Annotated in this window: 15 protein-coding genes; 8 read left to right on the top strand and 7 right to left on the bottom strand. The window is 36.7% G+C overall.

The annotated features are described in order from the left end of the window. The first annotated feature begins 21 nt into the window (after positions 1-21). A complete protein-coding gene (locus ACE1MS_RS22480) occupies positions 22-1,662 on the top strand; it encodes a thiamine pyrophosphate-binding protein (protein ID WP_196243931.1) in 1,641 nt (546 codons plus the stop codon). Between the two features lie 66 nt (positions 1,663-1,728). Here the strand turns inward: ACE1MS_RS22480 and ACE1MS_RS22485 are convergent, their stop codons facing one another. Beyond that, the gene (locus ACE1MS_RS22485) at positions 1,729-2,319 is read right to left on the bottom strand and encodes a hypothetical protein (protein WP_012296171.1); all 591 of its coding nucleotides are present in this window, start codon (positions 2,317-2,319) and stop codon (positions 1,729-1,731) included. A gap of 105 nt (positions 2,320-2,424) precedes the next feature. Next, on the bottom strand, positions 2,425-4,299 hold the full coding sequence (locus ACE1MS_RS22490) for a leucine-rich repeat domain-containing protein (protein ID WP_447402627.1): 1,875 nt from the start codon (positions 4,297-4,299) through the stop codon (positions 2,425-2,427). 263 nt (positions 4,300-4,562) lie between these two features. On the opposite strand from ACE1MS_RS22490, the gene ACE1MS_RS22495 reads away from it, so the two are divergent. After that, positions 4,563-5,540: a tRNA dihydrouridine synthase gene (locus tag ACE1MS_RS22495; RefSeq protein ID WP_197223654.1), complete on the top strand. Its 978-nt coding sequence runs from the start codon at positions 4,563-4,565 to the stop codon at positions 5,538-5,540. Between the two features lie 68 nt (positions 5,541-5,608). On the opposite strand, the gene ACE1MS_RS22500 is transcribed toward ACE1MS_RS22495, so the two are convergent. Beyond that, positions 5,609-6,436, bottom strand: a complete 828-nt coding sequence (locus tag ACE1MS_RS22500) for an MBL fold metallo-hydrolase (RefSeq protein ID WP_447402628.1) — start codon at positions 6,434-6,436, stop codon at positions 5,609-5,611. A 296-nt stretch (positions 6,437-6,732) separates the two neighbouring features. Between ACE1MS_RS22500 and ACE1MS_RS22505 the strand changes: the two genes are divergently transcribed. The 4 genes from ACE1MS_RS22505 (at position 6,733) to ACE1MS_RS22520 (ending at position 14,684) form a co-directional block, all read left to right on the top strand. Then, positions 6,733-7,911, top strand: a complete 1,179-nt coding sequence (locus tag ACE1MS_RS22505; protein ID WP_447402629.1) for an MFS transporter — start codon at positions 6,733-6,735, stop codon at positions 7,909-7,911. A gap of 378 nt (positions 7,912-8,289) precedes the next feature. Beyond that, positions 8,290-12,546 (top strand): S8 family serine peptidase, encoded by a 4,257-nt coding sequence (locus ACE1MS_RS22510; RefSeq protein WP_447402630.1) that lies wholly within the window; start codon positions 8,290-8,292, stop codon positions 12,544-12,546. A gap of 479 nt (positions 12,547-13,025) precedes the next feature. Then, positions 13,026-13,898, top strand: coding sequence for a LysM peptidoglycan-binding and 3D domain-containing protein (locus tag ACE1MS_RS22515; protein WP_332292092.1), 873 nt, complete (start codon positions 13,026-13,028; stop codon positions 13,896-13,898). Positions 13,899-14,225: 327 nt separating this feature from the next. After that, positions 14,226-14,684, top strand: a complete 459-nt coding sequence (locus tag ACE1MS_RS22520) for a staygreen family protein (RefSeq protein WP_031416817.1) — start codon at positions 14,226-14,228, stop codon at positions 14,682-14,684. A 308-nt stretch (positions 14,685-14,992) separates the two neighbouring features. On the opposite strand, the gene ACE1MS_RS22525 is transcribed toward ACE1MS_RS22520, so the two are convergent. Beyond that, the gene (locus ACE1MS_RS22525; protein WP_197223650.1) at positions 14,993-15,952 is read right to left on the bottom strand and encodes a proline dehydrogenase family protein; all 960 of its coding nucleotides are present in this window, start codon (positions 15,950-15,952) and stop codon (positions 14,993-14,995) included. Between the two features lie 113 nt (positions 15,953-16,065). Between ACE1MS_RS22525 and pdxR the strand changes: the two genes are divergently transcribed. After that, complete coding sequence (gene pdxR, locus ACE1MS_RS22530; RefSeq protein ID WP_447402631.1) at positions 16,066-17,457, top strand: MocR-like pyridoxine biosynthesis transcription factor PdxR; 1,392 nt, start codon at positions 16,066-16,068, stop codon at positions 17,455-17,457. Positions 17,458-17,670: 213 nt separating this feature from the next. On the opposite strand, the gene ACE1MS_RS22535 is transcribed toward pdxR, so the two are convergent. Further along, positions 17,671-19,485, bottom strand: coding sequence for a methyl-accepting chemotaxis protein (locus ACE1MS_RS22535; protein ID WP_447402632.1), 1,815 nt, complete (start codon positions 19,483-19,485; stop codon positions 17,671-17,673). Between the two features lie 935 nt (positions 19,486-20,420). Here ACE1MS_RS22535 and ACE1MS_RS22540 point away from each other — a divergent pair. Then, positions 20,421-22,319, top strand: a complete 1,899-nt coding sequence (locus tag ACE1MS_RS22540) for a BMQ_0737 family morphogenetic spore coat protein (RefSeq protein ID WP_447402633.1) — start codon at positions 20,421-20,423, stop codon at positions 22,317-22,319. Between the two features lie 97 nt (positions 22,320-22,416). Here ACE1MS_RS22540 and rlmH read toward each other — a convergent pair whose 3' ends face one another. Together rlmH and ACE1MS_RS22550 are read right to left on the bottom strand one after the other, a co-directional pair. Beyond that, complete coding sequence (gene rlmH / locus ACE1MS_RS22545; protein ID WP_012296196.1) at positions 22,417-22,896, bottom strand: 23S rRNA (pseudouridine(1915)-N(3))-methyltransferase RlmH; 480 nt, start codon at positions 22,894-22,896, stop codon at positions 22,417-22,419. Positions 22,897-22,986: 90 nt separating this feature from the next. Beyond that, entirely contained in the window at positions 22,987-23,151 is a 165-nt protein-coding gene (locus tag ACE1MS_RS22550; protein WP_036162488.1) for a CxxH/CxxC protein, read from the bottom strand. Positions 23,152-23,198 lie beyond the last annotated feature (47 nt).

Here is a 23,198-nt window from a genome sequence, read left to right on the forward strand (position 1 = left end):
TTATGCAAAGGGGAAATGATGATGAAAGCAGCTCGCACAGTCTTAGAGTATTTAAAAAATAGTGGTGTGCAGTATATTTTTGGTATTCCAGCAGGCTCAGTCAATGCATTTTTTGATGAACTCAATGATATGAGTGAATTAACACCTATTGTCACAAAACATGAAGGAGCAGCATCCTATATGGCTGCAGCTTATGCAAAATACTCCAATCATTTGAGTGTTTGTATTGGTTGTAGTGGCCCTGGAGGAACAAATCTAGTAACAGGTGCCGCAAATGCTATGCGGGAGCATTTACCGGTTTTATTTTTAACCGGTGCTGTTCCTGTTAACACGATCGGTTTAAATGCCTCTCAAGAGTTAGATGCTGAACCAATCTTTCGTCCAGTTACTAAATATAGCGTAACGGTTAAAGAATCGAAGGATTTACTCAAAGAAATAGTAAAAGCCACAGAAATTGCCCTATCTGGCGTGCCAGGTCCTGTACATATTGCTATACCAATAGATATTCAACATGAAACAATTTCACATGTAGAAATACCAGCTCCACCAAAAAGAACAGCCATTGTTCCTGAAATAGATACCATTAAAAATGTAGCTGAAGAGCTATTAGATAGAAGAAGTGGCTATATTTTGGTAGGGCAAGGCGTAAAAAACTCTGTTGAACAATTACTAGAGTTAGCAGAAATTCTAAATTGGCCAATTATAACAACACCACAGGCAAAAGGGTATATTCCAGAGGATCATCCTCTCCTAGTTGGTGTTTTCGGCTTTGCGGGTCACGAGGCTGCCTCAGAATTAATAGCTGATGGCGATGGGCAAGTATTATTAATTGTCGGTTCAAGTTTAGGTGAAACAGCCACGAATAACTACAACTTAAATCTTACTAAAAATCGTTTTTCGATACAGATGGACTTTGATCAAACCGTGTTCAACCGAAAATATGAGATTGACTTACCTGTGCTAGGTGATATCAATGTGAGTTTACTATTGCTTATTGAAGAACTACGAGCTAACGGTCTAGCAAAAACTCCATTTAAGGTTAAAGAAAATAAAGAGATTTATAAAGAAGTCACAGGGGAATATAACACGAAAAATGTATTGTTAACTATTCAAAAATATTTACCTTCCTCCACAAGGTACGCTATTGATATTGGTGAATTTATGTCCTATGTCATTCATCATATGAAAGTAGTAGATTATGATACGTTTAATATTAATGTCCATTTTGGAGCAATGGGAAGTGGGATTGGATCTGCCATTGGTTCAAAGTTAGCCGAACCTGAACGTCCTGTTGCATGTATTACAGGAGATGGTTGCTTTTTCATGCATGGGATGGAGATTTTAACAGCAAAAGAATATAATCTACCCATATTATTTATTGTCATGAATAATGCTCGTTTAGGGATGGTATACCATGGACATGCTTTACAGTTTAAGCGCACTCACCCATCCTTTGAGCAGCATCCCATTAATATTAGTGCTATGGCTTCAGCGATGGATATACCAAGCTTCCAAGTAACTGAGCTACAAGACCTTCATCATGATATGCTTCATCACCTAATGAATTTAAATGGTCCAGCTGTATTGGAAGTAGTTTTAACTGACAATAATACACCTCCCATGGGCGATCGAGTTAAATTTTTATCCTCTTTTGGAAAATAAACGTTATCACTAATGAAGAAAAGTCATATAGTTGGATGAATACATCCTCTATATGACCTTTTTGATTTATAAATGCGAGAATGACTGTTGAATGACTCCGAGTATTGCTCCCATTGTTTTTCCTTTAAAAGCATCTGAAACTGCTTCACCCGTGGGATTGGAGAAATAGTAGCTATCCATTGTATCATCGAAATAATATCCGATACTTGCTAGTTCATGTGTTAAATTAGTTGGTAACTCCTTAAGTCCAGTTTGTTCAAAAAAATAATTTGTAGAATAGACTTTCACATCTATATCTCCAGCTCCCGTATGTACGACAAATAAATCTTTTTCATGCTGAACAATCCATTGACCCTTTGAATATAAAGATATTCTTGCTCCTTCTAATGAGGATATGGCATCTAAATTAACACCAAACATTTCATTTAGAATACTCCGAACCCTTGCCCCTGTTATATCTCCCGCATATTGTTGTAGAAAGGAGTCTATTACCTCTCTTCCTGAGAATGCAGAGGTTCCTACCATCTCTTTATTTACAATAGGAGTTTCATCTAAATTAATCTTATAAATTAAATCTACAACATGCCAAATATCGGTACTACTAGCCTTTCCTTTATAAGTATCTAAATACTGATCCATCATTTCTGACTTCTTCATCTTCCGGTCCTCCCATAAAAACTATTCTATTGCTTCTCACATGTGTACCACTACGAGCTTTCATGAAATAAACTATAAAATATTTTAAATTGCACGCACATGTCTTTAATAAATCACAATTCCTTTATCTAGAGCGGATTGATTTTGTACCGGGTTTCCTAAAATATAAAGCTTTTTCAAATTGGGTAGATTCACTAAAGGCTCTATGTTTGAAATAGCGTTGTTTTCTAAATGAAGAACCTCAATTTGTTGCCAACTCTCCATAAAATTCAACGATTGTAATGAACTATCCTGTAAAGTAAATGAACGTAGAGCTGAAAAACCAGCAAAGAAAGGCATCACCTTATCATCCTCATGCACCCAATCACCATTACCTACTCGCATCGATACATCATTTAAAGTTAAATGCAACAGCACGCTGTTCGTTAATGGATGTTCACTATTAAATTGAAAATTACATTTTGAACAATTTAATGTTTTTACATGTTTTAGATTGAATAGTTCACTCGTTTCTTCATCAAAAAATGTCTCGTCTAAATGTAGTGTTTGCAAATTGGGTAAGCCATTTAAAGAGCTAATCTCTGTAAAAACCCCATACTCTTTCGCCGTCAGTTGTTCTAGCATTGGGTATTTAAGTAATTCTGCACCATTTAATGTCGAATCCTTTCCACTTATATAGACAGTCAAATCTTTTAAACTAGGTGCCTCTAGCTTTGGTATAAAAGAACCTGTAATTTCAGCCTTCTTTAAATGGGGGGCTACAATCGGTGATGTATCGCCATAATAATCAGTTACCGTTAACTCCGTTAGTGATGTTAGACTGTTCACAATATCAAGTAATTCCAATTGACCCGGAGAAGATAAACGTAGCTTTGTTAAAGATGATTTATTTCTTAATTTTTCTAAATTGGCGATGTTCATATATTCAAGATCAAGTGATTGTAGATTAGGCATGTTTTGTATAAAATCAAGTGTTTTTAAATTTCTTACCGATGTAAGCTTCAATTTCTGTAATTGATTCAGTGAATAAAAAGAGCTAAAATCTGTCGCCTCACTAATATCGATTGTTAATGATTCTAAATTCGTTAAAGTAGACAGCCAATTTAAATCATTGGTGAATTTTAATGACAGAGATTTTAGCGGCAATTTATTTAGAAGCGGGAAATCTGTGACCTCCTCCGTCATATACGATATTTCTAGGGATTGAAGATTAGGAAACTCTAACAATAAGGCAAGTTCATTATTATTTCGAATTTGGATAGAGAGTTCTGAAACCATTGATTTATCGCTAAAGTATTCCGCAATTTTACTAAAAGATTCATTAAAGCTTCCTGTATAGCTTTTCAAGTTTTTCAAATGTCGAAAGCTTACTTTTTCACTTTGCGCTATTTCATAATCATTCATCAGCTTCAATACAGTCAATCCAGTAAATGCTTCGAAATCCTTTTGTTCAATTTTTTGCGTATTTAATAACTTATCCTGAATAGTATAGGTCACAATTTCTGCTTCCTTATTTGTAAACGGATCGTCCAGACTGTAATCAAAATGCCATTGTTCCTCCGAAAAATAGGCAGCCAAATAACGAATACTTGCGATTTCCTCTTTACTTGGCATTACTGCCCCCTTTTCAAAAACATCCTTTAAAAAGTGTAGTAGAACCTCACTTTCAGGTATTGTTCGTACAGATGTTACTCCATAATTTCCTTCTTCTTTTTGATTATTGGTTAAAAGTAAATAAGCAAAAAATATACATAGAAAGACAATCGGTATAAGAAGAAGTGCTTTTATATTCGTTTTTGGTCGTATCGTAGTATGAGGAGCAGTTGTCCCATAATAGTTATTAATCGTTTGATCTACATAGTAGACTTTATTTTCTTTTAACATTATTTCAGTATCACAATACGGACATTTGAATGATTGCCCCTCTTTAAATTCAATTTTCCCATTACAATTAGGACAATGTAATGTCACAAATTCCACTGGCAATCCTCCTCCCTGCTCTATTTCCAATTAAGCTTAGTGGTCTGAAAAATAAATGTCAATATTTCTTATAAATACTAATTACATCCCCCTTTAGATTAACAATAAAAATGCTGTGAAGACCTACATTTAATCCTCACTAATTTAAAGAAGAGCATCTCTGAAGTTTCTCGTATTAGGCTAGGCCATTTAATTGTGAAGAAATAAAGGAAATATGTTATCTTTTTGCAAGGTAGTATTTTGGAAAGAGAGGATATTCATCAATGAACGAAAATAATTTCTGGCTTGATTTACCACGGCCATTTTTCATTTTAGCACCTATGGAGGATGTGACAGATGTTGTATTTCGTCATGTCATTAGTGAGGCAGGTCGTCCCGACGTATTTTTCACGGAATTCACCAATACGACAAGCTATTGTCATCCAGACGGTATGGATAGCGTTCGTAACCGCTTAGCTTTCACAGAAGATGAACAGCCGATGGTTGCCCATATTTGGGGAGACACCCCTGAACATTTCCGTCAAATGAGTATCGGCATGAAAGAGCTGGGCTTTAAAGGTATCGATATTAATATGGGTTGCCCCGTCGATAATGTGGCTGAGCGAGGTAAAGGAGCCGGCTTAATACTTCATCCTGCATTAGCATCAGAGATTATCCAAGCCGCTAAAGCTGGTGGTTTACCTGTTAGCGTAAAAACAAGACTTGGTTTTACAGATGTAGCAGAGTGGCGTGAGTGGCTCACTCATATTTTAAAACAAAACATCGCTAATCTTTCTATTCATCTACGTACCCGAGAAGAAATGAGCAAGGTCCCCGCACATTGGGAATTGATTGCGGATATTAAAAAACTACGGGATGACATTGCTCCTGAAACTTTGCTAACGATCAACGGAGATATCCCTGACCGAGTAACAGGTTTAAAATTAGCTGAGCAATATGGTATCGATGGGATAATGATTGGGAGAGGCGTGTTTTCAAATCCATATGCCTTTGAACAAGATCCAAAAGAGCATAGTGCTGAAGAATACCTGAACTTGCTATACCTTCACCTTGATCTTCATGATCAATATTCCAAGGAATTTGAAACTCGTTCATTTAAAGCATTACAACGTTTCTTTAAAATATATGTGCGTGGCTTCAAGGGAGCTAATCAATTACGCATTCAATTAATCAATGCCCATTCAACTGATGAAGTACGTGAACTACTTGCAGCCTTCACTAGAAAAGAATTAACAAAGTAACCCTCATAATAAAGGAGACTGGCTATTGCAAGCCAATCTCCTTTTTGGTTGCTTTGTCATACACTTCATTACATTTTAGAAGACTTCAATTGCTCTTCTAAATTTTCTTTTTGGATCATCTCCTTATTGTCACTATGAATCCTTTTCATCCCCTCAAAAAATGAATACTCACTCCTTAAATATTGTTCTAACTCTCCTTTATCGTGCGGAAGCTTTGTTAAGTAATACTTTGAGCTATCGATCCTTTTTTGAATTTCTTGTAGATTTTGTGTTGTTAATCCGTGACCAGGTATATGGGTTGTGATGGCATGAGTGAGTAAAATCTTTTCAGCCTTATTAATTGTATTTACATAATCCTTATAGCTGCTGAAGATGAATGGAAATTCAACATCCGACAAGTAATCGCCGGAAACAAAAAACCCATATGGCTCTATCACTGTAAATAAACCATCCTCCGTATGACCAGGGGCTTGATAAAAGGTCATCGTAATTGAATCCAACTCTAATGTATAACCATCCTCAGAAATGACAATATCAACTGAAGGGTATACTGGGGAATAACCCCTATGTAAATAATACTTTTGATCAAATTGATGAATTTTTTGAATGCTTTCTGCTTTATTCAAATTGTCAGCAAATCGTTTAGAGGCAATTACCTTGGCCTCTGGAAACGCTCCTGAACCAATTATATGGTCAAAGTCGCTATGTGTATAAATAATATATAGTTGCTTGTTACCTTGAATATTGTTTATATAATCTTGAATTTCTTGAATTTCGTTAGGCAACCAATTAGGATCTGTCATAATGATTGCTTCATTCGTTTGAATGATTGCTGAAGTAGTCATATATAACGCACTTTGAAAAACTGTCATAATATTGTTTTGGAATTGAATCATCTTGAACCTTCCTTTTCCCTTTTAAAGGTAGTATTTTTGAGTGAATATGGCAGATATTGAACAAGATTGCTTTATGTAAAGGTTCGTGCAAATTTAGTATATTCCTCCTTCATTGAAAATGGAGGTAGCAGGCATAATGTTTAACAATACTTGATGTAGCTTTTAAAATCAGTAGCTTTATCGAAAGTGTAAATCCAATAATCTCGTGATTTTTCTTGTAAAAATATTATGATATGATGTTTAGGTTGTTTATCTACTCTGTGACACATATATATTCATCTAAGAAAGAGGTATCTATGCACCACACACAATTATCCAAGCGACATTGGTTACTTATTTTAACACTTACTTCATTAACATTTGTGCTGGGGACAAGCGAATTTGTAATTGTCGGAATCTTGACTGATATTTCTTCAAGTCTAGAAATGACGAATGCAAAAGCAGGCACACTCGTTTCTGCATTTGCCATTACATTTGCCGTTGCTACACCACTGGTGATGTCCGCAACAAGTCACTTTCCAAAGCGTAAATGGATGCTGTTTTTGATAGCATCTTTCATTGTCTTTAATGCTTTGTGCATTATTTCTACGAACTACATTATGCTACTGATACTTCGTATTATGACAGCAATTGTAACGGGCGTATTAATTTCTCTAGCCATGATTGTTGCAAGCGAAACCATGCCAATTAACAAACGGGGACTTGCTATATCATTCGTTTTCGGCGGTTTCACACTGGCAAATGTCGTGGGGGTACCGATTGGTATTGTCATTTCCAACTCGTATGGATGGAATGCCGCCTTCATGTTAACCACTCTACTGGGAGGGGTTGCGTTTATGGCATCCTTTTTTGCCTTACCAAATGGTCTCAGTCAAGTACGGAGCTCCATACGGGATCAGTTTTCTCTTATACTCAAGCCGCGTATTTTAATGGCCTTTTTCATTCCTGCCCTAGGATTTGGTGCAACATATACAGTCTTTACGTACCTTGTTCCTATTTTGAAGGGGATGGGGGCCCCACATAATTCCATTAGTTTTATTCTTTTTGGCTATGGGTTTATTTCGATATTCAGCAATATACTCGCTGGTAAAATTGCCAATCACAATCCTATCGGTCGCCTTCGGTTTGTTTTTCTCCTGCAGGCAATTGTTCTAATATGCTTATTTTGGACCACCCATCAATTTATTTTAGGACTAGCTAACATAGGCTTAATGTCGCTAATGGCTATCCTGTTAACAACATCTACTCAGCTTTATTTAATTGATCTCGCTGAAATTTACCAGCCAAGTGCTAAAGGATTAGCCGCTTCACTAATGCCTGTAGCAAGTAACGTAGGAATTGCCTTTGGTTCTGCATTAGGCGGCATCGTCTATCATCAAGGGAATTTAATGAATGTAACATGGGTCGGTGGACTCGTTGCAGTCTGTGCAAGCCTGCTAACATTTTTTAGTCATCACTTAGATCAAAAACAATGATACACTTCATCCTGCACTAATAACTAGCGATTAAATAATCGCTAGTTTTTTTATTTCAAGATTACACTCTATAAAGATTCCCCTTCCAGCGCTCCTTCAAATGGTCTCCCTCCTTTTCTCTAAATTACTACACAATCGACAGTACTTTGGTAGGATTACCCAGGCAAAATGTATTAGCATTTCTCATTTGAAAGTTATAACCTTTTATTCCATTACTAGGAAAAAAGATTCAATCTATCATTCATAAAATGATACTAATTATCAATATTTCAGAATATTTAAATATTCCGATATTCGAATTAGTTAGATTGTGATAAATTGGAAATATCACACTAAACTGAAAAGTGTGACAATTAAGGGTAGGGGAGGAAATGCGATTTGAAAAATTTTAAGTTTATGAAGTTTTTAAGTAGTATTCTAGTTTTCGTTATGGTGCTCTCTTTATTGGTTCCATTGTCGAGTGCTAGTGCTGAAGATTCGAAACCATTCAAACCGGATAGTCAAAATGAAAGTATTATCCAACTAAAAGCGGCTATTGCGGAACAGCTAAGCCTGTCTAAAGATGGTCCAACTCTTCACGAAAGCTTAGAAAATGTATCAGGCAATCAACAGGTTCCAGTCATTGTCCATTTATCTGAAAAGCCTGTTGCATTAGAGCAGGGAATAAGCGAAATCAATGGGGAAAAATTCTCTAAGGCTCAAGCAAAAGAAGTTCGCTCCAATGTAAAAGTACAACAAGCACAAGTAAAAAAAGAGTTAGCTACTAAAAAGGTACAGCTGACTCAAGGATACACATTTGATACTGTTTTAAACGGTTTTGCGGCAACTGTAAAAGCAAACGATCTTCCGAAACTGCTTACAGTAGAAGGCATTACATTAATCGAACCTGATGTTATTGTTCACGCATCCGAAGAGGATACGGCGAAATCATCAGAACTTATTAAAGAAGACCTATTAGAAGCTCAAATGAATACAAGTAATTCTTTTCTTGGCATCGAAGAGCTTTGGAAGGAAGGACTTGAAGGACAAGGAATAAAAGTAGCCGTGTTAGATACTGGTATTGATGTAGATCACCCTGAGTTTGCTGGAATTTATAAAGGTGGAAAAAACTTTATTCCAAATTCATCCACTTATACGAAGCCTCGGGCAGATAATGATGCATCAGAAACATCGCCTTCAGAGCGTCCAGCTGGGACACCTGAATTTAATGAAAAAGGAAGCGCGTTCTATACTTCTCACGGTACACATGTTGCTGGAACAATTGCAGCAATCGGTGCTAACGAATACGGCATTAAAGGGATTGCTCCAAAAGTAGACCTTTATGCTTACCGTGTTCTTGGAGCATATGGAAGTGGTGCTACATCTGGTATTGTTAAAGCAATTGAAACGGCTGTCATTGAAAAAATGGACATTATCAACCTTTCACTTGGCGGTGGAGCTAACACTGAAACAGATGCTGGTTCATTTGCTATAAATAATGCAATGATAGCTGGAACAATCGGAGTAGTTGCAACAGGGAACTCTGGTCCAAATCGAGGAACAATGGGCACTCCTGCAACCGCTCGCCTAGGAATCGCTGTTGGTAACACAACAAATCCAGAAACAATGTACAACGGGGAAGTGAAAGTTACAGTTGGCAACTACAACTTAACTAAACAGCTTCCATTAATGGGGACTACTTTCGGGAAAAATGTAGCTACACAGCTTCAAGGAGAATTTGATCTAGTTGCTGTTCCTGGAAATGGAGAAGTAAAAGACTTTCAAGGAATTGATGTAAACGGTAAAGTGGCATTAATTTCGCGTGGCAGTATCGCCTTCGTTGATAAAATTGCAAATGCAAAGGCAAATGGAGCTGTCGCAACTATTATTCATAACTTTGCAGGTGGATCAAATGCACCGGACATTTCGGGCACATTCCTTGGTGATGCATTCGAATATCTGCCAACATTTGATATGTCCCAAACGGATGGCAATGCAATTCGCGCTGCATTAGCGGGCGGAAAAGGCAAAGTAAGCTTTAGTAAATTTGCTTCTACAAAGACACTAGGAGATGATGTAAACTCTTCTAGTTCACGTGGACCATCTACTCCAAACTTTGATATTAAACCAGATGTAAGTGCACCTGGTACAAATATTATGTCAACGATTCCAATGTATAAAAAGGATTTCCCAGATGCGGATTATGCGGAAGCTTATGGTCGCAAAACAGGAACTTCTATGGCAACTCCTCATATCGCAGGTATTGTGGCATTAGTTAAACAAGCCAATCCTAATTGGAATGCGTTTGATGTAAAAGTGGCATTGTCTAATACAGCACAGGTATTAGATAAAACAAAATACGATGTGTTTTCTCAAGGTGCTGGGCGTGTCAATGCGTATGCTGCAGCTCATCCAGAAATTCTTGCTTATGCACTTGATAGCGCAATTCTAGATGGAACGGGTGCAGTTACAGAAAACTTGAAAGGTACAGTTACTTTCGGTCCACAAACAATTAAGGATCAGGATATTTCTGTAACGAAACAAGTTTTAGTAAAAGACATTAAAGGAAACGGTGGCAATTATAATGTATCGGTTGATGTGACCAAAACATTTGGTGATGCAACTGTTACAGTAGATCAGCCAACATTTAACCTAAACGGTGAGCAAATTTTAAATATTACATTAACTGCTTCACAAGCTACGGCGCCAAACGGCTCTGAAATACTAGGATATATTTACATTAATGGAGGAGATACAGAAATCTCATTACCATTCGCTGCTGACCTTGGCGGTGAGGCAGTAACGGAAATTAAAGATTATAAGATTACAGAAACAGACCTATCCTTTAACGGAGATGGCGTGAAAGACTCAGCGGTCCTTTCATTCACATTAACTGGAGATGTAACAACTAACTATATCGAGCTTTGGGATATTATGAATCCTGAAGGTGGAGAATACGGAGACGGCTATATTGGTTATCTCCATGCAGGTACAGCGCTAGGAAAAGGCTCTTATACACTGAATGTTGGTGGGCAGTACAAACCATGGGGATCAGAACCTGCCACAAAGATTCCAGATGGTCTATATACAATTGACTTCACTGGTCTTGCAGCATCAGGTCAAGTTTCCGGTTATGTTGGACCTATTGTCGTGAAAACGACTAAACCAGAAATTACGGGTTCAGTGGCTGAAGGTGTCGCTACAGGACAAGTAACAGATAAATATATCGACTACAATGAAGAGTTAGCTTTATATGATTTAAATTACAATTTAAATGATAAATTAAAAGCTTCCTATATTGCGACGGTAAATGGCCAAGTAAAAGCGCCAGTTGCTTTTGAGTTAAATCAAGATGGTAGCTTTACATTCCCAGTAACAGCGGAAACTAATGCTGTCTCAGTAGTAATTACGGATGCTGCCGGGAATGTTGGTGAAGCAAAAATATATGAAAAAGAGATAGTAGAACCTGTAGTTACCCTGTCTGTAAATCCAACTGAGCTAGACCTAACAGTTGGGGAAACTGCACAGCTTAAGGTAACGGAAACCTCTACACCTGCAGAAGGTGATGCAACGGAGGAAGACGTAACGTCAAAAGCTACGTATGCTGTTGAGGATAAAAATGTTGCAACAGTAGCAAATGGATTAGTAACTGCCGTAGGTAAAGGCACAACTACAATTACTATTTCATACGGTGAAAATACTGTTACGTTAAATGTTACAGTTGAAGAACCTGTTGTAGTAGAACCAAACGTAACACTAGAAATTGACCAAGCACAGGTTGAAACTAGTATCGGTAAAGAAGTTACCGTTAAGATTACTGAAGTAACTACTGTCAATGGTCAAACAACAGTAAAAGATGTTACCAAGCTTGCAACCTACGAAGTAGCGAATGATCAAATAGCTACTGTCAGAGCAGGCATTGTAAAAGGAAAAGGTCAAGGGACTACGACAATTACGGTAACGTATGGTGACCACACACTAACATTTGATGTGTTAGTTGAAAAGCCAGGCAATGGCAATGGCAATGGTAATGGCAACGGTAACGGTAACGGCAATGGTAATGGTAATGGTAACGGCAATGGTAACGGTAATGGCAACGGCAATGGTAATGGTAACGGCAATGGCAATGGCAATGGTAATGGTAATGGTAATGGTAATGGTAATGGTAACGGCAATGGTAATGGTAACGGCAATGGTAATGGTAACGGTAATGGCAACGGCAATGGCAATGGCAATGGCAATGGCAATGGCAATGGTAATGGCAATGGTAATGGCAATGGTAACGGCAATGGTAACGGCAATGGTAATGGTAATGGTAATGGTAACGGTAACGGTAACGGCAATGGTAACGGCAATGGTAACGGCAATGGTAACGGCAATGGTAATGGTAACGGCAATGGTAATGGTAATGGCAATGGCAATGGCAATGGCAATGGCAATGGTAATGGTAACGGCAATGGCAATGGCAATGGCAATGGCAATGGTAATGGTAACGGCAATGGCAATGGTAACGGCAATGGTAACGGTAATGGTAACGGTAATGGTAACGGTAATGGTAACGGTAATGGTAACGGCAATGGTAATGGTAATGGTAACGGCAATGGTAATGGTAACGGCAATAAAAATAATCTTGAAGTTACAAAACTTGAGCCATAATTCACCTCCATTCAAACAAAAAGGGAAATTGCTCTATGCAATTTCTCTTTTTAATTTCTTATAAGGACATGCTTACTATGACTTATTCTTATAGATGCTCTCACTAAATACTTTAAATCAATCCAAAATAGCATCATTTATTGTAGATGCTTTTTCGTTTTCAACATAATGCATATATACATACCGTACTTACTTATGATATGGTTCATCGTATTTAGTGTAATGGTGGTTTTATTTAACTCTCTACCTCTCCCAAATTAATGTCATCTGTTGTAAATGTATAAACATTATCATATTTAGCCCTTAACGAATCAGGTATCTTCATTACAAAAATAGGATCATTTAATAGTAGCAATATAATTGCAATATAAATGCCATGAACGAAATCAAATTAACACCCCCTTGTTCTTTTTCTCAGAAAAATCTATGTTACGATGACTTTACATTAACAACTAAGAACGCACATGGAGGATTAATGAATGCTTAAAAAAATAATTTCAATTGTACCAGTTGCAATGCTTTCGGCAACTTTAGGTGCTAATGTTCAAGCCGCAACAATTACCGTACAAAAAGGAGATACTCTTTGGGATTTATCTCGTGCACATAATACTTCTGTAGAAAATATCAAAACATTGAATCATATTACTACTAACCTTATTCAACCTGGCGATGTCCTTACCATTGCACAACAATATACCGTTAAGCAAGGTGATACACTATGGGACATAGCTCTAAATCATCAAGTCACTGTTTCCCAAATTAAAGAATGGAACCAGTTACATACAGACCTCATTCATCCGGGTTTACATCTATCTATTATTGATGGGACAAAAACTAATACAGCTATAACTGACAAACCAATAAAGCCTGCAAAGGAAACTACAACTTCAGTAACAAATCATAAAACTGCAATGGAGAGTAAACCTGAAGAAACTGTTTCATCAACAAGTAAAACAGCTTCAAAGGATCGTGTCCCAGAAGTGACCGCTCCATCAACAAATAATACTGCTCCAAAAGAGAATACGCCTGAAGCAATTACGCCCTCATCAAATACTACTGCTTCAAAGGAACTTATAGTAGAAGCTTCGGCCTATACGGCCTCATGTGAAGGATGTTCCGGTATTACTGCTACTGGAATTAACCTTAAAACAAACCCACATGCGAAGGTCATCTCAGTTGACCCAACTGTCATTCCACTGGGTAGTAAAGTTTATGTGGAAGGCTACGGTGAAGCAATCGCAGGAGATACTGGCGGTGCCATTAATGGAAATCGAATCGATGTCTTTTTTCCTTCTCAACAAGATGCCATTAATTTTGGAGTGAAGCAATTAAAGGTCACAATATTAGACTAGCTTAACCAGCCTAATAAACAGCGAATGTTAAATTGTTAGAAGATGAGAATGATGGGTATAAGTTATCCATTAACTTACAGATTAATCGTAAAAATATTGGAATTAACAAATTGAAACATTATGCCACTAGAGAAATGGACCCTGAAGTATTGTTCTACAGGGTCTATATTTCGTTCATTTGTACATATCATCAAATAAAAAATGTAAAAGTTTAATACATTTCCCGTAAAACATAAGCCGCTCTATAAAAACTTAATACATATGACTTTTAACTATTTAATAGGTTTATACCTGCATATTGATAGAAAAATGAATGGAGTTGATAGCTTGGGAAAGTTCGACCCAGAAAAACTATTCGTTCAATATAGGCATGGTATAACTACAATGAAACCTGTCATTCCAAGACGTTATACACTTACTCACTCAGATGATACTGGCGATCTATTTTTAACGATAGGAAATGAGTATGCTTGGGATAAAGTGAATACTAAGATGAGAGATGAGGTCTTAGGTGAGTGGATTACTAATGGGGAATGCTTTTATTTCTATTTATATTTATATATAGAACAAGGAGAATACAATCAAAATGCAGCTGCAAAACGCAATGAAATATTTAGGCGTGAGTTACCACTTGCACTAACAGCTATTCGATATGGAGATAGATCACTATTTAATCAATACCCTAAACTTGATAGCGCTCATATTATCGTGAACTTTATATCCACTTATCCTCAATTTGCTAGGCAAGAGAATTGGGGTACATTCAGTAGTTATAGCAATCATTGAAGAAAACTCGCTATATTGATTTCCACCAACACAAGAAAAAGGACATAAAGGCGAAAAACAATGATAAATAAAATTAAACCACCTAAAACGCTGACATCCCAACGCTCTAGGTGGTCTTTTCAAAACCGCACTTACTTATGATACGGTTCACCGTAATAAGGATAAGTGAGGTTTTTATTTAAGTTACATTAGTTTCTTATTTTATAGACAAGTTTTTCTTATTTTTGTCCTCATTCAGACATAAACAACTCCGATTATCAGTAATAGCAAAGAGTTTACGATTAAACTGTTAGTACAGATCCATCTATTCAATCTACTACACTACTTGCTCTAAGTGATTCATTAATAATATCAGTTACTGCTAAATATAAATTTTCTGGTTGTTCTGCAATTCGATGACAAAGGTACAAATACCACTCACTTCCATACGTTAAATAGACTCTACAACGATATTCCTTCGTTCTTAATTCATTGAGTAACTCTGGACGTACACCATACAGCATCTCTACTTCAACATTCGATTTATGAAGATATTGACGTCGCTCTATCTCTTGAATAAGCATTTCATCATGCGTGGCGATTGATATCGGGTGGTTTGCATTCACTAACTGTTCAACATACTCAAGATAACGGCTATTCAGTTCTTCTGATCTGATCATGGCTATATCAACAGGCTCTTGAAAAGCCCCTTTTACAAGTCTTATTTTTCCTGGATATTGAATAAGTTCTTGTAAATCTACCTCTGTACGATAAAGATGAGCTTGTATAGTTATTCCAATATTTGTGTAGTTTTTTGCTATTTTTTTATAAAGAGTGAGAATATCACTTGTCTTAGAGGATTCTTCCATACTTATCATTAAAGTTATTCCATACCATTGAGCTTTTTGTGCGAGCTCTTCAAGATACTGATAAGCAATCTCATCGTTAATAGAAAGGCCTATATGAGATAAATCAAATGATACAGTTTGTTTTAAAGACAATATCCCCATTTCCTCAATTACTTGTAGAATCTCATCCTTTGCCCTTTTACATTCCGATAAATCGGTTGTATTTTCCCCAATATATTCTATGGAGATATTATAATTATCCTCGAGATATTCACGTGCAACCGTGATGACATCCTCTCTCTTTTCTCCTGTTACATATCTTTTTGCTGCTTTCCATAATAACGGATAGAGCTCTGTTGATTGTTGCACAGCATATTTCAAGCGCTCATCTCTTGCTGCGCTTTTTAAGGCTTGAATCACTAATTCTTCTGCTTTTTTCATATTTATTCCTCCTCTTGGATATTGATAAATACTTTATCATGATATAATTGGTTACTGTAGAACCACTTTAAGGAGATTTTAAAGGTACCACTTTTATATCGGAGGGATGAAAAATGTTATGGATACCTATTGATCGAGCATTAGATATTCCTTTAAATCGTCAAATCTATCAACAAATACGCGAAAAAATTTTACGTGGACACCTCCATGCAGGAGAAAAGCTAGCATCAACACGCGAGCTTTCAGTAGAATTGAAAGTATCAAGGAATGTCATTTTAGAAGCTTATGATCAGTTACTGGCCGAAGGGTTTTTAATTGCACGAAGAGGAGCCGGTACATTTGTTGCAGAGGGGGCGTTATTAACACAACAGACAAAGCCTTTTATTACAGATAAAGTAGGAGATTTGATAGCAGGGAAAGAAGTTATAAATTTTCGCTCGGGTATCCCTGCACTCAACTTGTTTCCTCGTAAAACATGGGCTAAGATAAGTCATCAACTTTGGCACGATAGTGAACCCTCCACTTTGGGATATGGAGTACCAGAGGGGCGCATAGAATTAAGGCAAACCCTTGCCTATTACTTATTAAAAACAAGAGGCGTTGAATGTCATCCAGAGCAAATTATTATTACATCTGGTGCTACACAAGCAATGATGCTTGTATCGAGATTGCTGTTATCACCTAATGATATAGCTATTATGGAAGATCCTATTACGAATGATATTCAAACCATCTTTAAGAACTCTGGTGCCACAATCTATCCAATACCGGTAGATGAATTGGGAATGAAAACGCCTCTATTACCCGACAATATGGACCCTAAACTAGTGTTTTTAACACCCTCTCACCAATTTCCATTAGGAAGTACATTACCAATTCAACGTAGAATTCAATTAATTGAGTATGCTAGAAAGAATCATTGCTTTTTAATTGAGGATGATTATGACAGTGAGTTTCGCTACGAAGGCCCACCTGTTAGCTCTTTGCAGGGCCTTGATCCAGAGCTTGTTCTCTACATCGGCTCTTTTAGTAAAATTCTCTCTCCGGCACTACGAATAGGATACATTGTCCTTCCAACACAGCTTATCGAAAAATGTCGCCAATTGAAATGGTTTACAGACTTACACACACCTTCCTTGGATCAACTTACCCTTTCTCGTTTTATCCAGGAGGGCTACATGGAAAGACATATCACAAAAATGAAAAAGTTTTATAAAAGTCAACGTGATTTTCTTATACAATGCTTACAATTAACTTTTTCACATAAAGTAAAGATATTCGGCTACTCTACAGGTATGCATTTAATTGCAGAATTTGAGAAGATAGAATTTACGCAAAACTTATTACTGAAAATTGAACAATTTGGTGTAAAGGTTTACCCTGTAGAGGATCATACAATTAAAAAGGGAATTTATAATAACAGATTAATTATTGGCTATGGTCATTTACAAAAAAATGAAATTGAACTAGGCGTCACTAGACTATTTCAAGCAATCCATAATTAGGAGAATATCTATGTTAGCTTCTATTGAAAAACCATGAAATCGCCATGTCATATTTCAGTAGATGCCTTAGGATGATTCTCCCATGCCGCTGTAGATTATATTCATTTCAAAATAAAAAAGCTTAAGCTGAAATATCAGCTTAAGCAAAAACCGCCTTAACTTATTATGATAAGGTTCTCCGTAACCAGTCTAAGTGCGGTTTTAACTAGCAACCTACTTTACACGGAAACGGTCAACACTCTGTTTCAATTCATCCGCCAGCCCATAAAGCATAGCTGCAAAACTGGCTACCTCTTGCATGGCTGCAAGTTGTTCTTCTGATGAAGCGGCGATGTGAGCGGAATCGGCTGAAGAAGAATCTGCGATACCCTCCAGCACTGTTAGTGAAGCTGCAACTAACTCACTTCCTGATGACAGTTGTTCGGAAGCAGCAGAAACTTCGTCAATCTGATCGGACACTTTCTGAATCGACTCCACGATCGAACTAAATGTTTGCCCTGCCTTATTTGCAATGTGTGTACCTGCCTGGGCCTCTGTCATTGATTTATCCAAAGAAACCACTGTTTTACTCGTGTGATCGCTGATACCTTGGAGGATGTCAGTTATTTTCTCCGAAGAGGTTTTGGACCGTTCAGCGAGTATACGAATTTCTTGAGCCACAACGGCAAAACCTTTACCATGCTCACCTGCTCGCGATGCCTCAATCGATGCGTTAAGTGCAAGCAAATTGGTCTGATTAGCAATGCTACCTATTAATGTAACCATTTCACTAACTTGATCGCTTAATTTCTTCAGTCCATGGATTGCTTCGACCGATGTTTTCAAGTTTTGTTCAATTGTGCTCATTTGAGCAACTGTTGTTTCTATATCCTTCATTCCTGCATTTGCGCTATCTGCTGTAACCGAAGCCAATTCTGAGACGACGGAGGATGCATCTACGATTCTATGAATACCCATTCCCATTTCCTTCATTGATTGTTGACACTCATTAGTGTGACGAAGTTGTTCATCGAGCCCAACAGCAATGTTTTGAATGGCATCTGTGATTTCTTGTGTAGCTGTTTCGGTCTGGGCAGCGCTTTCTTGTAATTGTGAAGAAGATACAGCAACTTCATTCGAAGATTTTTGTATGTTATGGGTCAATACCCGAAGTCCGCTAATCATCTGATTAAATGAACTTGCAGCCTTACCAATCTCATTATCGTTCAGTACAGGAATTTCAACGGTTAAATCGCCTTTCGAAGCATGTTCAGACACTTCAGCTAAACGTGCAAGCGGGCGCAACATTTTACGAAGAATAAATACAACCAACCCGATTAACATAAGTACAAAAAAAATACCAACCGTGATATTCGTCCATAGAATCCGTTGAAGTTCCTTTTTAACAATCCCGTAATCGAAATCGACACCGAACAACGCAACTGGTTTCCCACTTTCGTCATTAATCGGCGCTAAATACGAGATGAAAGTCCCACCTTCATCAGTGTAAACATCAGTTAATGTGCTACCGTTTCTCATTGCATCTTCGTAATTTTTAAGAAATTCCGAATCTATTTCATATAACGTACCTAACTCTTCAGCATAGTCACCTGGATCTCGACCATACTCTGAGTTATATAAGTATTCTTTGCCATCCTTCCTGATAATGTCCGGTGTTAATAAATAGACATCCACTACCATTTGATTAGATTTCATGGAATTCAAACTATTGGGGAGTTCCTCGAATGGTTTTCCCTCCAATGGTTGATGCTCAAGAATTGTCTTCGTTGCTTCGGCAACAAGAGGTTCATTTTGTTGAGTTATAGATTTGAATACTTTTCCATATTCATCAAATTGGCGAAAATACGCTCCACGTTGATCGCGTATGGACAGGGAAATCATTAATCCGATAACGATAATTATAAGGGCGGAGAGAAATAACGAGCTCGTCAATACTAAACTTCTAAATTTTGCTTTTTCAGAGAACTTAGTGTTCCTCCTGGTATTTAATAATTTTTTTCTTCCAATCAAGGGAAAACCCATTTTCATTACACCTTCTATTTTAGCTTTTATCTATATTAATACATATTGTTACGATTTAGATCCCTGCTTCACGCAAATATGTAATCCTTTTTATTGTGATGGAGGGCTTAATATTCATAGTAATACACTGTTTCAAATCAACCAGTTATACATAAGTTATACATAAAGTATACAATTATAAAATATTTGGAGCAAAGTTTATTTTAGTTCCTCTTTATCCCCTGTTCATCAAAGTTAGCAGCAAAGGTATTGAGCTATATTATAAAATAATTTAAATTTTCTTAACTTGAATTTTAGCTGTCAGGGAAGAACCAGGGTTTTCTATAACAATTACAATCGGATAAAATTTAATAATAATGGAGAATGTACTTTCATAATCTCTATGTGTCATAGCACCATACTTAGCAAAAGAAAATAAAAACAGCCCAACTAATCTCTTAGTTAGACTGTCATCTCACAGCTATTTTCAACTTTATTAATAATTAATCTTCAGTACTGTAGAGTACCTCACTTACTTATGATATGGTTCTCCGTAACTGATGTAAGTGCGATTTTATACAAGTTTGATAGTTAATTCTATTAAATTTTCTTCATTACCATTCTTGTCCCTCTACAAATTATTGCAACAGTAATTTGTCATCATTGATATCCAAGTGTTAAAAAAGTATTACTATTGAATTAACTCTATTTTAGAATAGATTTCTATTACTCGAAAAATCAATTAAGTAATCTTTGTTGATGCCCTATTTAATCAGCTTCAACGAGAAAACATTCTGCAAATTCTATATGATTTAAATTTTATTTCGCTAATAGTGAATATATATTGAAAACTAGGCTAATTACCTTAAAATTTTTAGGCAACGTACATACAATAATTTGATTAGATTAAAAAGGAGCGAATAAATGTCTATGAACAAACTTAAGTCGAGTAAGGGGCAGTTATGGTAAGCGTCGTTTCCTGTTTTCTATCCGATAATCAGGGGCTGCCACTTGAACCAAATTTACCTGGAAGCATCATTTATAAAGAATTAACTTCAGAAAATTCACGTTCTGAAAAATGTGTAGTTCTCCCAGATGGATCCCATGTCAAACTTCAACAAGTAAAGATTCTAATCAGTGGCTTTGTGACTATTGTATTGGATAACGGAACACAACATACAGAACCTTTTTCTGAAACAAAACTAATCGTGCTATGTGCACCTAATGGCACACAAATTACCTGTTCATATACTGATTTTCATTGTTTCTCTCAAACCGTTTATTCTGATGACATCTTCCAAGGACTATTACTTTTTGTGGATTTTTGTTTATCGGTACAATCTTCATTTAACACTGTTATAAATATTACAACTCAATTTTGTAATCCAAGGGAAAATATATCAATTATCAAGGCTATTCTTCCAGACCAATACCCTTTAATTTCACTTGATAAAGATCCAAAAACATCTACACCTCAACAAGATGAAAATCTATGTATAAAAGTCCCTAAAGTATATGATTGGGTTACCACACCAATTAAAATTCCACAGATTAATATCCCCTTTTCTTGTGTATACGAAGTAGCGCTCACTACTGGTCCTTGTAATGGGATTGCCGTAGGAGATTTTATTTGTAAACCTTGTACAGGTATGTGTGAAGAGACTTTAATTTGTAATAATCAAAGTTGTACATTATTTTTAACTAGTATTTCTACCGACTGTATGTTTTGCCCTATAGGTGGAATTATTCTCTCATCAGACTTTGTTTGTACTACACCAAGTGGACGTGTACTTAATGTTAATTCAGGTAAGTACTATAACGACATTCAACCAGCGATTAATGACGCTGCAACTGATAATACTCTTATTGTTTTTCCAGGGACCTTTGTTGAAGCTACTCCTATTACTGTAAGTAAGCCGCTAACAATTACAGGTCTTTCCGCACTAAATACAGTTGTTGAGTTTCCAAATCCACCAGCAGAATCGAATCTGTATATAACTGCAGATAATGTAACTATTAAAAATCTTCATTTTATTAGCCCGACCATTACAGCTGCTGATGATGTATCGTTATTGAGAATAGAACATGCTCCTGGAAATGGTCTATATGATAATATTACGTTTGATAACGTAATTATTGAAGGGGGACCAAAGCGTCTCGCCATTATCAATGCTTCAAATCTTTCCATTATTAATTCAACGTTTATTCATACAGGTACTCGTCACGCAATAGAATTAAGAAGCGGAACAGGCACGATGAATATCTCTGGCAACACTTTTTCAGGTGGGCCCAATAGCCAAGACGCTATTATATTTCAGGTTGACACACCTACAGACACTTTTAGCGATGCCACTTATATTATCCAAAATAACAACATGACACGATTTTCTCATTTCGTATTATTTAACCTGGCAGCTAGCCAGAATATCTCTATAAATGTATCCCATAATACTGTTAACCAACTAGATCGACCTGGACCGACCATTACATTTATTCCTCCTACAGATCCCTATACTTTTTCAACAATTACACCTATTCTCATTGAAAATAATCAAATTACAAACCCAAATCCACCTATCGATAATATAGACCCGTTTTCAGTATCAAGTAACCTATCCGTTTATGTAGACTACACCTACACACTTGGGTTGCCGACATCCATCCCAGCAAATGGCCAGATACAAGTCTATAACAACAGTTTTAATGTCGCCTTACCATGGGGATTGGTAGCACCTCTCCCATTTGTTTATGATGTCGTTTTTTCAAGTGATCCAGTTGGTTATAATACAACTTTTGCACCTGGAACCATGTCATTAAGTGCTTTTGATCTTATGGATAATGTCTCAACAGCTATTGTATGATAGATTCATTAATATAGGCCTTTCAATGAAGGAAAGATTGGTCCTCTTGTTGATATACACTTTCTTTTAAATAGTTTTCTCCGTTGAAAAACCGCACTTACTTATGATACGGTTCTCCCTTCATAATTCTAAAGCTTCGATAAACCTGCTCTACGAGTACGAGCTTCATGAGCTGGTGGGGTAAGGTCATTTTGCCGAAGGATTGTTGCTCGTCAGCTCTTTTTAGGACGTCTTCGTGTAGGCCCAGAGAGCCGCCGATAACGAAGGCAATTTTGCTTTTGCCGTAGGTCATGAGAGATTCAAGATCAGCCGCCATTTGTTCAGAGGTTTTCATTTTGCCATTGATAGCGAGAGCAATTACATATGTGTCTGTACTTATTTTGGCTAGTATGCGTTCTCCCTCTTTTTTCTTCACGATTTCCATTTCTGCATCACTAAGTTGCTCGGGTGCTTTTTCGTCAGCTACCTCAATCAAATCTATTTTTGCATAGCCACCAAGTCGTTTTACGTACTCATCAATCCCCATTTTTAAGTACTTTTCTTTTAACTTACCGACTGATACAATCGTTATATTCACACGTTATCCACCTTTACAATTCATTTACAAACAAATTATCCACAAAAGTTATCAACATATCCACAAGTCGTTGCTATATATTGTGTAAAGTTATTTACTTGATACAATATATTCTGCTGGCTTTTCACAGTAGCTACACTTTGTGGATAACTTTTTATCCTCTTCGATTTTATCCATAATTGGGAACACTTTTTGCTCTGCTACAAACATGTCTAAAGCGTGTTCTATATGGCTTTCACAGCTGTAATTTTCCATTTTTTGATGTCTCCTTATTTTCCGAAATTTCCACAAACTTATTCACA

Source organism: Lysinibacillus sp. fkY74-1 (genome assembly GCF_053165895.1).